At 57.8% G+C, this 13,973-nt stretch carries 12 protein-coding genes; 6 read left to right on the top strand and 6 right to left on the bottom strand.

All coding sequences use genetic code 11. From position 1 onward, the window contains the following. Positions 1–13: 13 nt before the first annotated feature. The 4 genes from ACQ4N7_RS03510 to ACQ4N7_RS03495 all read right to left on the bottom strand — a co-directional run bounded on the left by ACQ4N7_RS03510 (position 14) and on the right by ACQ4N7_RS03495 (position 5,262). Positions 14–2,662, bottom strand: coding sequence for a methyl-accepting chemotaxis protein (locus ACQ4N7_RS03510; RefSeq protein WP_430710240.1), 2,649 nt, complete (start codon positions 2,660–2,662; stop codon positions 14–16). Positions 2,663–2,713: 51 nt separating this feature from the next. After that, positions 2,714–3,244 carry a chemotaxis protein CheW gene (locus tag ACQ4N7_RS03505; RefSeq protein ID WP_194057509.1) on the bottom strand — a complete coding sequence of 177 codons (531 nt, stop codon included), beginning with the start codon at positions 3,242–3,244 and terminating at the stop codon, positions 2,714–2,716. Positions 3,245–3,355: 111 nt separating this feature from the next. Then, on the bottom strand, positions 3,356–3,721 hold the full coding sequence (locus ACQ4N7_RS03500; protein WP_430710239.1) for a response regulator transcription factor: 366 nt from the start codon (positions 3,719–3,721) through the stop codon (positions 3,356–3,358). Between the two features lie 269 nt (positions 3,722–3,990). Beyond that, positions 3,991–5,262: a response regulator gene (locus ACQ4N7_RS03495; protein ID WP_430710238.1), complete on the bottom strand. Its 1,272-nt coding sequence runs from the start codon at positions 5,260–5,262 to the stop codon at positions 3,991–3,993. A 901-nt stretch (positions 5,263–6,163) separates the two neighbouring features. On the opposite strand from ACQ4N7_RS03495, the gene hmpF reads away from it, so the two are divergent. Further along, complete coding sequence (gene hmpF, locus ACQ4N7_RS03490; RefSeq protein ID WP_430710237.1) at positions 6,164–7,915, top strand: pilus motility taxis protein HmpF; 1,752 nt, start codon at positions 6,164–6,166, stop codon at positions 7,913–7,915. A gap of 57 nt (positions 7,916–7,972) precedes the next feature. Beyond that, positions 7,973–8,179, top strand: a complete 207-nt coding sequence (locus ACQ4N7_RS03485) for a glycogen debranching protein (RefSeq protein ID WP_430710236.1) — start codon at positions 7,973–7,975, stop codon at positions 8,177–8,179. A gap of 58 nt (positions 8,180–8,237) precedes the next feature. On the opposite strand, the gene ACQ4N7_RS03480 is transcribed toward ACQ4N7_RS03485, so the two are convergent. Next, positions 8,238–8,576, bottom strand: a complete 339-nt coding sequence (locus tag ACQ4N7_RS03480; RefSeq protein WP_430710235.1) for a hypothetical protein — start codon at positions 8,574–8,576, stop codon at positions 8,238–8,240. A gap of 217 nt (positions 8,577–8,793) precedes the next feature. Between ACQ4N7_RS03480 and ACQ4N7_RS03475 the strand changes: the two genes are divergently transcribed. Both ACQ4N7_RS03475 and ACQ4N7_RS03470 read left to right on the top strand, forming a co-directional pair. Further along, a complete protein-coding gene (locus ACQ4N7_RS03475; RefSeq protein WP_430710234.1) occupies positions 8,794–9,003 on the top strand; it encodes an RNA-binding S4 domain-containing protein in 210 nt (69 codons plus the stop codon). Between the two features lie 185 nt (positions 9,004–9,188). After that, on the top strand, positions 9,189–9,632 hold the full coding sequence (locus tag ACQ4N7_RS03470) for a DUF6918 family protein (RefSeq protein ID WP_430710233.1): 444 nt from the start codon (positions 9,189–9,191) through the stop codon (positions 9,630–9,632). Between the two features lie 169 nt (positions 9,633–9,801). On the opposite strand, the gene ACQ4N7_RS03465 is transcribed toward ACQ4N7_RS03470, so the two are convergent. After that, positions 9,802–11,334, bottom strand: coding sequence for a TM0106 family RecB-like putative nuclease (locus tag ACQ4N7_RS03465; protein ID WP_430710232.1), 1,533 nt, complete (start codon positions 11,332–11,334; stop codon positions 9,802–9,804). A gap of 480 nt (positions 11,335–11,814) precedes the next feature. Here ACQ4N7_RS03465 and ACQ4N7_RS03460 point away from each other — a divergent pair, with 480 nt between their 5' ends. Both ACQ4N7_RS03460 and ACQ4N7_RS03455 read left to right on the top strand, forming a co-directional pair. Beyond that, entirely contained in the window at positions 11,815–13,041 is a 1,227-nt protein-coding gene (locus tag ACQ4N7_RS03460) for an aminotransferase class V-fold PLP-dependent enzyme (RefSeq protein WP_430710231.1), read from the top strand. A 169-nt stretch (positions 13,042–13,210) separates the two neighbouring features. Beyond that, positions 13,211–13,972 carry a MinD/ParA family ATP-binding protein gene (locus ACQ4N7_RS03455; RefSeq protein WP_430710230.1) on the top strand — a complete coding sequence of 254 codons (762 nt, stop codon included), beginning with the start codon at positions 13,211–13,213 and terminating at the stop codon, positions 13,970–13,972. Position 13,973: the final 1 nt, after the last annotated feature.

Genomic DNA, 13,973 nt, shown 5'->3' with positions numbered 1-13,973 from the left:
GGCTGAACTGCACCTATCTATCTGATTTTTCTACCTTAAAGCGCTCCACCGAGGTCAGCAGATCGCGAGCAACCCCCACCAGGTTTTGCAGCGACCCTGACACCCGCTGGGCCTCCTGAGACGTTTCCTGAGCGGTTAGCTCTACCGATTGCATCACCTGAGCCACCGCGCGGGAGGTTTCGGTTTGCTCTACCGTGTCGGCAGTAATCGATCGCACCAGTACGTCAATCCGGTTCGACACCTGAATAATGTCTTCCAGCGATCGCTTCGCCTGCTCGGCCAGGCGGGTGCCCTCAATCACCTGCTGAGTGCCCTCTTCCATAGCGGTCATCACCCCGCCGGTCTCACTCTGAATCTGCAGCACGATCTGCTCAATTTCCTTCGAGGCCTTGGCGGCCCTGTCCGCCAGCTGTCGCACCTCGTCAGCCACAATGGCGAAGCCGCGACCGGCCTCCCCAGCTCGAGCCGCCTCAATACTAGCGTTCAGGGCCAGCAGGTTGGTGCGGGAGGCAATCTGCGAAATTAACGCCACAATTTTGGAAATTTCCTGGGAAGACTCGGCCAGACGCTTCACCTTGCGGGTGGTTTCTGCCACCGTTTCGCGAATCTCCAAAATGCCTGCCACCGTGCGCTCCACCGATTCGCCCCCCTTGAGCGCGGTCGACGACGCCGTGCGCGCCACCTCTTCGGCCTCGCGAGCGCTCTCGGCCACCCGCTGAATCGAGTCGGTCATCACCTGCACCGAGTTCAGCGTCACCGCCAGTTCTTCGGCCTGGCGCAGCGCGTCTGCCGACAGGCTGCGGGCAAAAATCTCGTTTTCGGTCGACCCCTTACTGACCTGCCGCGCCGCCACGCTCACCTGCTCCACAATCTCCCGCAGGTTTTGAATGGTGAGGTTAAACGAGTCGGCGACCGCCCCCAGCACGTCGGCGGTGACCTCGGCCTGCACGGTCAAGTCGCCCCGAGCCGCCCCTTCTACATCGTCAAGCAGACGAATCACCTGACGCTGCAGGTCTTCCTTGGCCTGCTCTTGTTCCTGAGCTTTGCGCTGGGCTTCGCTGGTGGTGGTTAAAATCACCCGCGACATTTTGTTAAAGCTGCTGGCCAAACGGCCAAACTCGTCTTCAGTAAACACCGTCGCTCGGGCCGTTAAATTTCCCTGAATCACGGTGTCAAACTGGTGCTGCAAATCGTTGACGCTGCGCCTGATTTGGCGATGGGCCAAATGCCCTGCTCCCAGGGCTGCACCAAACCCCGCGGCCCCTCCCGCCAGCGCCATAGCGGCGTGCACCACCTTGGGCATAGATCGCCCCGGTTGCAGCGTAGAGGCCGCAAAGTTGATCACGCCCACCGCTAAGGCTGAGGCCACCCCGGCAGCCACGGCCACCATCAGCTCTTTAGTCGGTAGGGGAGCATTATCTAAAAAGCCTAGCCAGTCTTGCTCGGTAGAGACTGCTTCAACATCGTGACTGTCGGTTTGGGTAAAGACAGGCAGGCTGTCGGCGGCCCCAGCAATACTAAAAATATCGTCATCGCTAATGATCGCCTGATCGTTGATGTCGCTCAAATCAAAGGCCGAGGTACCGCTGCTGTAGCCGTTGTTGTCGTCGGTTGAAGTTAGCCCTGAGCTGCCTACTGAAGGCGTAGTAAACCCGGCCGAGCTGTCAGACAGCTCAAAATCGGGCAGATTGCCCAGGTCGTCAAAGTCACTAAATTCGTCTAAAAAATCGACATTGCTGCTGGGTTGAGCGCTGTCTTCTAGCTCTGGGCTGTAGCCGTTGTCAACATAGCTGTCGTAGTCACCCCCAAGGCTATCGCCAGCGGTATCGAGGTCGTCGTTGAGCAGATCGGGTTCGGGGGCAAACACGGTCATGTCGTCGCCGCCGTCATCGGCTGGCGGCCAGCCTGTGTCTAGCTCGGCGGCGGCCAAGCCCACGCTGCTGTAGGGGTCACCATAGCTCTCAGGGGCCGCTCCAAAGGGGTCGTCGGCGTCGCTCACCTCTAAAGAATCAAACGAGGCATCGTCATCAAAGGTAATGTCGTCGATGTCATCGTGGTTCTCTGACCAACTGCTTCCCCTGGAGTCAACCCCAAAGCTAGGGTCAGTGTCGCCGGGGGCGATCGCAAAGGGGTCGTCGCTGCTAAAGGGATCGGTGGCGAAGGGGTCGGCCAGGGCACTGGCACCTGGGGCTCCGGCTGCGATCGAGGCGGGCAGGTCGTCTTCTAGACCCATGTCCCCTAGATCGAGATGGCTGTCTGGCACACCTCCTGCACCCGTGGCTCCAAGACCGCTCTCTAAATCCATCGATAGAGAGGCCCCGGCTCCGTCAAAGAAGGTGTCTCCAGTGTCAGTGCCATAGCCTGCGGATGCTTCAGAAGCTTCGGAGGCAAACTGGTTGGCGTAGTCGAGGCCGTTGCTGGCGTAGTCGACGTACTCTGGCTCGAAGGTCAGATCGAGCACCGCGCTGTACTGGGCGGCTGCCACCTCGTACCGCTGTAGGCCATAGCAATAGATGTGGCCCCGCAGCAGCAGCACGCTGGGGTCTTCGGGATAGTCGGCCGCCAGCTGATCGATTACGGCTGCAGCCTCGGGGTAGTTGCCCTGTACGTAGGCTCTTTCTGCCTTTTGATAGGCTTGAGAGTAATCAATGCCTGAAGCCATGGTCTTCTCCTGCCGGTGCAATTGTCCTAAGGGGGTAAGGATGAGCTAGGCCTAGGTAGCCCAGCGAGCTGAACGAATAACCGCAACGTGGTCGAGCAGCCTGAGGGTTTTGTTTTCCTCAGTGTCGATCACCCATTCACCGCGCAAAAAGGGTGCCATCGTATCCGGGCTGCTGTCAGAAACCTGGGTTTTATCGGGGTTGAGCCAGCGGGTGCCGACAATTCGGTTAACGGCCAAGCCTAACATAGTTCCCTGATCTTCAATGGCGATGACCGAGATCTCGGGGCGATCGGTGTTCAACACCGATGAGTAGCCCAGAAACTGGCCCAGGTCGGCTACCCACACCACCCGCCCCTGCTCGTTCAGGGTGCCCAGCAGCAGATGCGACACGTTGGGAATGGGCGTAATGCGATCGGGGGGCTGCTCAATGATGCGGCGAATGCCGGTGGCGGGTAGCGCAAACTCGTCTTCGGCGGTGACAAAAAAGCGCAAAAATAGCTCGCCATCGGGTGTTTCCAGCTCTTGAAGCTCTGGATCTTGGTCTTGCCCAGTCTGGGTGAGAAAATCAGGATTGCCTACCATAGCACCATTAATACGTTGTCTTTCTTAGGGCCTGTCTCGTGGCATAACGCCCTGTAGTCTAATGCTCTGCCGTCTAAGTACTCCAAATTTAAGGATGAGTAAGCCGCTGCCCTATGCCCTGAGAAGCTGTTTAACCGTGCCCACCAGTTCCGTGGGCTGAAACGGCTTGGCAATGTAAGCGTCTGCCCCCTGTTTCATACCCCAGTAGCGATCGAACTCTTCACCCTTAGAGGAGCACATCACCACGGGCACATTTTGAGTCGAGGGATCGGCCTTGATGCGACGGCACAGCTCATAGCCATTCATGCGGGGCATCACAATATCGAGTACAACCATGTCAGGGCGGTGGCTCTGCATTTGCTCTAGGGCTTCCATGCCGTCGTTGGCAACGGTGACTTGGAGGCCAATGCCTCGTAGGAGTTCGGTAATCATTTCCCGCTGAGGGACGCTGTCTTCTACCACCAGAACTGTGCTCATAGGTTGGTTCAAAAGGCCTGCGAAAGGGCCAGAGGTAAACCGATAGCTAGAGGTTTAGCTACTACCGGCATCAGAGGCTTAGGGTGAAGGCTGACTGCGCTATACGCAGCTTCTAAACCCTCCAAACCTGTGACTCTAAAGTACCCTCAAACGCAAAGGATGCTGTCGGTTTAGATAAATTAATCAATCTAGTTGTTTAGATTATGGCGAATCTTATCGAAAGTGATGCAAAAACCCTGTCCAGACTAAGGAATATTACTGGAGGAAAGTCACCGGGGCAGAGAGGCTTGGCTAAAGTCGATGTCAAATTCGTCTTCGATCGCTTCGGCCAGCAGCATATCGGGGCGCGGGCGGTTAAGGTCGCCAGGGCCCACATACTTTTCGACAAGTGCCAGCAGTTCCCCGGGGCCAAAGGGTTTGGTGAGATAGTCGGTAGCCCCTACCATTCTGGCTTTAACCCGATCTAAAAAGCCGTCTTTGCCCGTGAGCATGACGATGGGGGTTTGGCGAAAGGCGCTGGAGTGCCTGAGCATCGCGCACAGCTCGTAGCCGTCGAGCTCAGGCATAGTAATGTCGCAGAGAATCAGGTTGGGCTGCAGCTGAAACAATAACCCCAGTGCCTTAAGCGGGTTGCCAATGGAGGTGGCCTCGTAGCCCTGACCGTCAAGAATGCGCTCCACGGCCTGACGTACGGTGGCGCTATCGTCTACGCAGACGATGCGGGGCAGGCGATCGCGCCCCGGGCGCTGGGTGCTGAGAGCCGGGCCTGCCTCAGCAGTGGGGTTGTAGACCAGACTGATTTGCCCCTGCTGAATGGCAGGAACCAGGCTGCGGGCCACACTCAACAGATCTCGATTCAGGTAGCGGCCGATGCGTCGAATTGAAGTTTTGCCGTCCATCCAGGTGATCATGCGCTGATAGACCTGATTGGATACGCTGGCGCGAAAGGCCTCCGGGGCCAGCAGCACCGGACACTGATCCGGCGATTGTAGATGGGGGTGCAGCTGATGCCAGGTTTGTATCTGTTGCGTTATGCCGGCTACCAGATCGCTGATGGCATGGGTCATGAGCTGGGGGCTGAGGGCTGAGCTGAGCTGAAATACAAAGGCACCGTGGTGCAGGCTGAGGAGGTCAAACAGCGTTTCGTGCACCATGTGGCTCAGAATAGTGCGACCCTGGTCGGGAGTAATGACGTGCTGTTCTAGAAGCGCCCACAGGGTGCCGTATTCCAGGGAGTTGAAGGCGGCGATCGCGGCGGTGGTGCTGGGGTCAGGCAGAGAGTGATCAATGCCGTAGCGGTGCAGATGGTCGCGCAGGCGATCGAGCTTGTTGTCGGTGGTGCCTGCGTAAACTAGCTGCCCATTGGCCAAAAACACCAGCCAGGAGGGTTGGTCGGGGGTGGTTAAGGCTCCATCAAAGGGCTGACCGGGCTGACTGCTGCCGCTACCGTAGCTTTCTAGGTACAGCTCGCCCGTGCGCTGTCCTAGCTCAATGAGCTGCAAAATGCTGCGAATATCAATTTCTGACAGATAACCCTGCATGAGGCAACCCAAAGATGGGAACGGCACCTGGTTGACCAGGTCATAGTGTGTGAGTTTGAACTCAGCATGCCCTAATCAAAGGCTCGCTCGTACCTTTGAGTCCTGCGAGTTTCGTTGGCACCCTGTAACGACAGAGCCAGGAGCGGTACATTGAGGGCAAACTCAGGGATTGAGGCGCATCTGGTTAAGGCGCGTCGGCATAGCGTAGGGGCAGAGCACAGGCTGAGGCTATGGGTCACAATCTTGCTCCCTAGTATAGGGCGCTTTGCTGGGGATATTCTACCGACAAGGTTCCCCACTACCTGCTGATCTGCCGGATTTTTGGGCATTCTAGGGATACATCTGTGTCAGGGGTGCCGCTTGATTAGAGTTGGTTGTCAGAACTTGCGGTTTTACCGGCCTAAAATTAGCTAAGATTCCTGTTAGCTTTGGCAGCAGCGCTGATATCCCCACTGACTACTCCTCAGGGTATGCCTCAGGGGCAAAACAAGGGGGCAAAAAGGTAGGCGATCGCCGTTCACGATAATTTGAGGGGCTCCCTGCTTGGACGACCCGGCTTTGGGAACAACGCTACCTTTCTAGTTTGCGGCCCAGGCCGCTGACTCTTCTTGGCAACAGGGGGGTGACGGTAGATTCATTGAGAACCTCAGAGTAAGGCTAGGATGGGTAGCAGGTTGGGGTGCAGTATCTCTGGGTAGAGTTCCGAACAGACCTGGGCTGAGTTAATGGTGTATTACAACACATTACATCGAGCCTTGAAGCGTTCACGTAAACAGGCAGCCCAGCTCTCCATCCCAAACTGACTTCTATATTTTCCCTCATCTTCCCACCGAGTCTTTAAAATTACTGCATCAGATTTATTTTCTTAAAGTCGACGTTCTAAGCCACGAGGACCACCAGCGTGCTGTACCTAGCAGAAGTCCAGAAAAAGACCGGGTTTATTGGCAGCGGCAAGCCCGAGTTTAAGCTGCTTGCCTGCCAGCGCAGCGAGCACAACTGGAGTGCTGTAACTGGAGAAGAGTCTCTAACCGCTCCTGATGACGCCTCGTACAACGCTGGGGCGCTGGTGATGATAGAAGTCAGCGGTAGTCGGCAAATTCAGCGCCACTACGAAGCTGGGCGCACCCTGACCAGTATTCTGCAAAACTTTTCAAACCTGAGCAAAAAGTCTAAGACTCAGGAAGAAGAGATTGAGCAGTGGAAGCAATCGCTCACGTTTCAAAGCCAGGAGCTAAACCGTCGTGAACTGGAGCTAGAAGCCCGGCAAGAGCAGGTTGAACAGGCCGAAGCCGACCTCGAACAGCTCGATGCCCAGCGCCAGGAGCTGGAACAGCTGCGTCAGAGCCTGGAGCAGCAGCAGGAAGAGCTCAGCCGTAAAAATACGGACCTAGAGGGGGCCTGGGCTCACCTGAATGGCGAAATGCGCCGTCTCGAAGAGCAGCGGGCTGAGGGCGGTGGCGCTGCGGGCCTAGACCCAGAACAGGTGGCGACCCTACAGGGTGCGCTCAACCGCCTCACTGAAGCGGTTATGCCCATAGAAGCTCTGCGCGACCCTCTTACCCATGCTACCGACGGACTGAACTATCACCAGGGGCTGCTGGGCGACTACCGACAGGCCCTCGAAAACCAGCGTCAGGGGCTAGAGCAGCGCCAGCAGGAGCTAGACCAGCAGGCCAGTCAGCTAGAGCAGCGCTGGGCCGACTGGCGTCAGGCCGAGACCAGTTTGACGGCCAAACGCGAAGACCTGAAGCTGCGGCAGCAGACGGTGAAAGCCCATCAAGACCAGATCCAGGCTTTGTCAGAGACGCTACAGGCCCAGGCGAATCTGCACCAAAAGATTTATGACCTGCTCAACACCACCGATAAAGTACGGCTGAGCAAAAAGGTCGATGTGGCGGCCCTAGAGGCCATGGATCTCGAACAGCTGCAGGCGATGGTGGGCGATCTGGAAAAAGACCTGGAGAAAATGTCGCGTTTTGTCTCTGACCAGGAAGAAGAGCTTGCCCTAGAACAGCAGGCGATCGATGAGCTCAAGCTCAGAATTGAGCAGGCCAGTGAGTTTGATCGACTGCAGCTAGAAACTGAGCTAGAAGAGGAGCAAGACCGTTCCCAGATGCTTAACGAAACCCTGGTGGGTCAGCGCCGCAACCTGCTTGAGCGCGAGGAGGTGCTGAGCCAGCATCAGGCTGTGCTGCGGCGGCGACAGGGCCTCACGGTAGAAGAAACGCCGGTCAGCGCCGTTGATCTAGAGCCACTGCTCAACACCATTGATGGTCAGCGGCAGCAGACCACAGATACGATTCAAGCGCTAGAGACTGAGGTAAAGCAGCTGCATGACGGCATCGGTCAGCTAAAGCGAGATATTGAAACCAGTGAGGCCGCATTGGCGAGCCAGCGCGCCGAGGTAGAAGCTTTTGAGAACGACCTGCGTCAGCAGCAGCGCGATTTGGCCGGTTTGATGGGCAAGCTAGCGGTTTGCGAAGAGTTGCTCAACCCAGCGCAGGAGAGCGTGAACGGGCTGCGGCAGTCGTTGGATGGCCTGGCTGGCGGCGTGACAAAACTTCAGGAAGTCAACGACTATCAGCTACAGGCGATCGCGGAGCTGCGGCAAACGGTCGTGAACGTGGGCGCACCTCAAATGGCGGCCTCCTGAGCCTGAAGTGACCAACAGTGCTAGAGTCGGCTTGAGACTATCTAGAGGCGATCGCGCATGATTTGGGTCAACGAACAAATTGATCCGTCAGGAATTATCTACTCCTGCATTGCCTGCATCGACGAGGCTCAGGCTCAAGCGTGCCACCGCTCGTTTGAAGAGAACCTGAGCGAGGAGCAAAGGGCGGCGGGTTGGGTGGCCCAGATTCGCACGGTGGAAACCTGGGAAGAAGTACCCGTTAACGCTCTCAAGCTGAGTTATTAGTCACTGTGACTAACAACCCAGCGGAAAAGTCTCTGGGTGGTCTTGGGATTAAAAGAGGCTAGCGGCTTGACTGCCGCCACCGCCACCGCCGATCGAGCAGCGTGCGGCTCAGTACCCGGACCGGATCTTGCGATTCGCCGGAGAAGAGGGCAAAATCTACAGGCCCCCAGGTGCGCTCGGCTTCTTCGGCCAGGGCCAGCAAAAAGGGGTTGTCAAGGGCGATACGGTGATCAAAACGCAGGGTTACCAGCGATAGACCGCCGTGCCCTGCGCCCGTGACGATGCCCCAATCGTACTGGTCTAGCAGAGCCTGAAGCGGTTGACCAGCAGCACGGCGAAAATGCTCTAGCTGCTCCTGCTTTTGTCTAAGCTCTTGCAGGAGTTGGTGATTGCTCAACATCGTGCTCCTCCGCTGGTAGCAGTGACATGCCAAGGCCAGCTCGGGATCTGTAGTTTTTCCACAGGTAGAATACCACTGCTGGACTTGAATTTGGTTTATGAACACCCTTCTGACTCTGAGTGCCCTTTCTTTGAGTTTAAAGGGCGAACCTGCCTCTAGAGTTGAAGACTTTCTATTGCTCTGTCACCCATCTAAGTATTCCTCGGATAACGCTATGCCCAGTATTGACTACATTAAGCTTGACCAATTTTTGAAGCAGATGCAGGTGGTGGGCACGGGAGGTCAAGCCAAGCTGATGATTCAAGACGGTGGGGTGAATGTGAACGGCGAGGTGGAAACCCGGCGCGGGCGCAAGCTGGTATCGGGCGATCGCGTTGAGGTCGATGGCCAAACCTGGGTCGTCGATTTGAGCGAGCTAGGCTAGCCACAGGGGCATTGCCGCACTTTAGTGAATACGCCTTTAACTCAGGTGCTCAAACTTGGTTGGCTCCAGCAAAGTTTATAGTCTTGTTAAGCAATCTCGAACCTGCGCCGGGGAATGCTGATTTAGCTGTCGGGCTGTGGAAAATTTAGTGCAGTACAAAAATTGTTATTTAGACAGGCATGGCTATGGGTTTAAGCGATATTTTGAACGATAAGGCTGTTAAAGCTAGCGTTGTCAATGACTGCGCCCTGCTGATCGATCGCCAGGTGGCGACCAAGGGTGGGCTGGGCGGCATGGCGCTCAAAGCGGCTTATGGTGTTGTAAAAGGGGTTGGGCCAGGCTATATTCCAGGGGCCGTTGAGCGTATTTTGCCCGAGGTGGTGAGCGCTCTAGAGCCGATGTGGGCTGAGGGCCTGCAGGCGGGTGACCCGGTTGCTCACCTGAGCCGCAACCAAACCCAGGCGGCCGAGGTTATTTTGGGTGTGACCGACAAGCGAATTGCCAAAACCGACAACGGGCTGGTGCGATCGCCCTACAACAAGCTGCGTCAGTCGGTCAAAGGGGATGTGGCTGGGGCAGTACCTGGTCTGGCCGAAATTTTGGGGGCTCACAGTCCGGTGCCGCAATAGCGCTACTGCAGCCGTTATTGGGCTAGAACACCTGACAAGCGGAATACTCTGGCAGGGGCGTTGCACGGCAAGGCCTCTGCGTCGAACCTGTCACACGGACGTTTGCAACGCCTGCAAAGCTCTGCATAGGCCCGTCTTAGGTGTGTAGGCATGTATGGGGGACAGACATTTAGCCAATACTTTGGTAAAGCCTATCCCAATAGGGCTCGGCAAATTTCACCAGCCAGTCTTTGATGTGATAGGTGGCGCGGCAGTCGTCTTCGTTGTAGCGCAGGATGGCGTCTAGGTAGCTGCGATCGCCGGTTTCGACCCAGGCGTTGTACCAGCAGATCGACTGTGCTCCGTTGGCCCCCTCGTCGCGCCAGTCAAAGCCCATCCAGCGAGCGATGTGCTTGAGGGCATAGCTCTCGATTGGCAGGGTAACGCCGTCGGTGATGCATTTGTGCACGTCAAAGAAGCGATCGAGCAGGGCCTCGGTTTGGCGGTGAGGGGTGCCGTAGAGCTGCCCCAATTTGCGTACGGTCTGAGCCTCATAGGGGCAAAAATGATAGACTGGAGCGTCGGGATAGGTATGCACCAGGTCGAGAAAATCATTCCAGGCGCGGCGCTCTTCGCGCTGGGTTTCGGCTAGGAGGGCGTGGAAGTTGGTCTCGCCGGTACGGTGGTTGACCACCAGCACCCCGTGCAGATAGATCAGGTTTTGGTCGGGGGCGGCTTCGATGTCAAAGTACAGCTCGAACTCGCCTTCGGGCAAATCTTCGGGCCACAGCGGAAAGCCGTGGGGGGCGTGGGGAGCACTGCGGGGAATCGCTCGGTTGTCAATTAGTGCCTGGGCCTGGTGCACCAGCTTTTCGGCGACCTGTTCGCCAAAGCCCGGCAGGGGAGCCAGGTGGGCGGGGCTAGCCTGGGCCAGCGCGGCAACGGTGGTCAGGTGTTGCTGTTTGAGTAGTTCATAGCGGGCGGGGGTAACGCCGGGCAGCAGTGACAGATGGCGGGTAGCCTGGGCCTCGGCATAGCAGTGGTTAAACCAGTGGCACAGATCGCAGCGACTGTGGGAGATAAACAGTTCTGGCGCGGTCGGCGATCGCAGCTCGATCAGGCAGTCGTTGAGCACGGTTTGCAGCTTGGGCACCAGCCGCGCCAGGTCGATGCTGTACATTTGACCACCGCGCAGGGCTAAATAGCTGGCCTGGGGCCAAACCCCCTGTACCCGTGACAGCACATAGGCGTGATAGGCGGCCACCACCTGATAGTCGAGCTTGGGTTTTTTGCCTAGTTTGATATCGACAGGGACGTAGACCCAGTCGCCCCAGCAGGACCAGCCGGGCTGCCTGATCAGCAGATCGGGCTGGCTGACCAGCTGCACGCCATCGACCGCTGAGGGCGTGGCCAGCACCCCCTGGCGAATGGCCTCGACGCCCTCGGCCATAAGGTCTCGGGTCGCCTTGGCCCCAGCCGCCCAGTCGCCGGAGGAAAAGTCGGGCCGGTAGAGGGGGTAGTAGTCTTCGAGCACTCGCTCGCGGTGGGCCAGGCTGTCCTGGCGCAGCTTGAGCAGGTAGTCGGAAGGGCGGTCTTGCTGGCTGCGATCGCCATAAAGATCTAAAAAAGCTCGCCGTCCACAGCGCTGGTAGTGAAACAGCACGTCATCGGTGAGCCAGCGAATAGAGGGTTGGGAATGGGGCGTTTCTAACTCAGCGGCCAACCTCAGGGAGCTTTGCGGCCAACCCCCCGAACTCGAACGCGATGGCAGGGGGTAGCTAGCAGACAAAGTGAGTTGTGGGGTGAGTGCTAGAGAACAGAAAACAGTGCGGCTGGTGGTGATGCACAGGTAACATGGTGCTGTTGTTCTGGCCAGGCATGACATTTTTCGCAGCCGACTCCGGCGACCCTTGTCGCTGACCGCTGGTGGTGTGGTGCTGTGTCGGGTTGCCGTTCATGCCTGAGTTAAGCCTATAGGACAGCCAAAAGATGGTTTACAGTACCTATGCTCACCCTTAGCATGTTATACCCTATTGGGGTATTCCGGGGAAGGGGCAAGGGCGAGTGACGCTGCTCCCAGGGCTTTTGCGGATGACAATTTGGGTTTAGACGGCGCAGTCGCACTCTCCACCGCCAACGGGCCAGCTAACCGGGCGCGGGTGGTTTAGGGTTAGAAACGTTTCCCTATTCTCTCTTCAACGTGATGTATTCTTCGACTTCTGCGGTGACCGATAGTCTGAGTACCCATCGTCAGGCGTTTCCGGCGCTGGTCGGCAAGCAGTACTTTAACTACGGCGGCCAGGGGCCGATGGCTCAGGCTCCTCTAGATGCCATCTTTGCGGCCCACCTACGGGTGCAGGATCTGGGGCCATTTTCGGGGGCAGCCAACCAGTGGATAACGGCTGAGGCGGCCCAAACGCGCGCGGCGATCGCGGCTGAACTGGGCACTACCGCTGACACGATTACCCTCACCGAAGATGTCACCGTGGGCTGCAACATTCCCCTCTGGGGCATTGACTGGCAGACTGGGGATCACATGCTGCTCTCAGACTGCGAGCACCCTGGCATTATCGCGGCGGTGCAGGAAATTTGCCGTCGCTTTGGGGTCACCTACAGCCTCTGCCCGCTGCTGGAAACCGTAAATAGCGATGACCCGGATGAGGCGGCGACGGTGGTGGCTGAGCACCTACAACCCAACACACGACTGCTGGTAATCAGCCATATTTTTTGGAATACAGGCCAGGTGCTGCCTCTGGAGCAGATTGTGCAGGTCTGTCGCGATCGCCCCAGCCCGGTGCTGACGCTGGTGGATGCGGCCCAGTCGGTCGGGTCGCTGCCGCTCGACCTGCCCGCGCTGGGGGTCGATTTCTACGCCTTTACCGGCCACAAGTGGTGGTGCGGTCCGGCGGGTTTGGGCGGGCTGTACGTGCGTCCTGAAGCTAGAGAGTACCTGGCTCCCACCTTCATTGGCTGGCGCGGCATTACTACCGATGCCGCCGCTAACCCCACCGGCTGGAAGCCCAACGGTCAGCGCTACGAGGTGGCAACCTCAAACTATCCGCTGCTGGCGGGATTGCGGGCCGCGATCGCCCACCAGGCCGAGTGGGGCAGTGTTCCCCAGCGCTATCAGCGACTGGTGGAACTTGCTCAGCGGCTGTGGTCGCAGCTGCAAGACCTGCCCCAGATTCGCACTGTGCGACAGGGCCCGCCCGATTCTGGCCTAGTGTCGTTTTGGGTTTTAGAGCAGGGCCAGCCGTCCCCGGCCTGGCACAAGCGCCTGGTCGATGAGCTAGAGACTCAGCATGTTTACCTGCGCACCCTGCAAGCGCCCAACTGCGTGCGCGCCTGCACCCACTACCTGACCCTGGAGTCTGAGGTAGATGAGCTGGTGGCGGCGATCGCCGCTACCCTCAAGCGAGGCCTAGGCTAGCTTGACCGGCTCTATCTCGCACCAGGGTTCTAGCGCCATGATTCTTAACGAAGAAAGTGTGAGCTGAGGCAAAATTGGTGGGGGCGGCTACAAAATCGGGCGGCTTAGGCTTGGTAGTCTCCAGGGGTCGTTGCTGTGCCTGCCGTCCTCGACGGCGATCGCTGTATCTATGCCTAAGGTTGTCTCAATTCACTCCTACCGGGGTGGCACTGGCAAGTCGAACTTTACCGCTAACCTGGCCACTACCCTGGCCATGCAGGGCCACCGGGTTGGCGTAGTGGATACCGACGTGCCTTCGCCGGGCATTCACAACATTTTTAGCCTCGAACCCGAGCAGGCACCCGTTACCCTCAACAGCTACCTCTGGGGTGAAGCCGCTATCGAAGAGGCGGCCTACGACGTGGGCCGTACGGCGGGAATTGCCGAGGCGGACCGTCTGTTTTTGGTGCCCTCCAGCGTCAAGGCCGACGACATTGCCCGAGTGCTGAAAGATGGCTACGACGTCAAGCTGCTCAACGACGGCTTTCGCAAGCTGGTCAAGGCCCTGGAGCTTGACTATCTGTTTATCGACACCCACCCCGGCTTGTCAAAGGAGACCTTTCTCTCCATTGCCATTTCTCACGTGCTGATTCTGATTTTGCGGCCCGACAAGCAAGACTACCAGGGCACCGCCGTCACCATCGATATCGCCCGCCAGCTCAACGTTCGCAAAATGCTGCTGGCCATCAACAAAGCCTACAGTTCCCTGAACTTCGATGTCCTGAGGCAGAAGGTAGAGGAAACCTACGGGGCACCCGTGGCCGGTATTTTTCCGCTGTCGGAGGAGGTGGTGCAGCTGGCCAGCGAGGGTGTTTTTTGCACCAAGTTTCCCGATCATCCGGTCAGTCAGGAGTTTAGCAAGGTTGCCGCTCACATTACGGCAGAGGGATAAG

It is taken from the genome of Nodosilinea sp. AN01ver1 (assembly GCF_050565655.1).
Classification (GTDB): domain Bacteria; phylum Cyanobacteriota; class Cyanobacteriia; order Phormidesmidales; family Phormidesmidaceae; genus Nodosilinea.
Note: the sequence above shows the minus strand (reverse complement) of the source record. Positions and strands in the feature narration are given on the sequence as shown.

Excerpts from the sequence above, each read along its gene's own strand:
- ACQ4N7_RS03510 (WP_430710240.1), bottom strand. The coding sequence starts at position 2,662 with ATGGCTTCAGGCATTGATTACTCTCAAGCCTATCAAAAGGCAGAAAGA.
- ACQ4N7_RS03455 (WP_430710230.1), top strand. The coding sequence starts at position 13,211 with ATGCCTAAGGTTGTCTCAATTCACTCCTACCGGGGTGGCACTGGCAAG.
- ACQ4N7_RS03475 (WP_430710234.1), top strand. The coding sequence starts at position 8,794 with ATGCCCAGTATTGACTACATTAAGCTTGACCAATTTTTGAAGCAGATG.
- ACQ4N7_RS03485 (WP_430710236.1), top strand. The coding sequence starts at position 7,973 with ATGATTTGGGTCAACGAACAAATTGATCCGTCAGGAATTATCTACTCC.
- ACQ4N7_RS03460 (WP_430710231.1), top strand. The coding sequence starts at position 11,815 with ATGTATTCTTCGACTTCTGCGGTGACCGATAGTCTGAGTACCCATCGT.
- ACQ4N7_RS03505 (WP_194057509.1), bottom strand. The coding sequence starts at position 3,244 with ATGGTAGGCAATCCTGATTTTCTCACCCAGACTGGGCAAGACCAAGAT.
- ACQ4N7_RS03500 (WP_430710239.1), bottom strand. The coding sequence starts at position 3,721 with ATGAGCACAGTTCTGGTGGTAGAAGACAGCGTCCCTCAGCGGGAAATG.
- ACQ4N7_RS03495 (WP_430710238.1), bottom strand. The coding sequence starts at position 5,262 with ATGCAGGGTTATCTGTCAGAAATTGATATTCGCAGCATTTTGCAGCTC.
- ACQ4N7_RS03470 (WP_430710233.1), top strand. The coding sequence starts at position 9,189 with ATGGGTTTAAGCGATATTTTGAACGATAAGGCTGTTAAAGCTAGCGTT.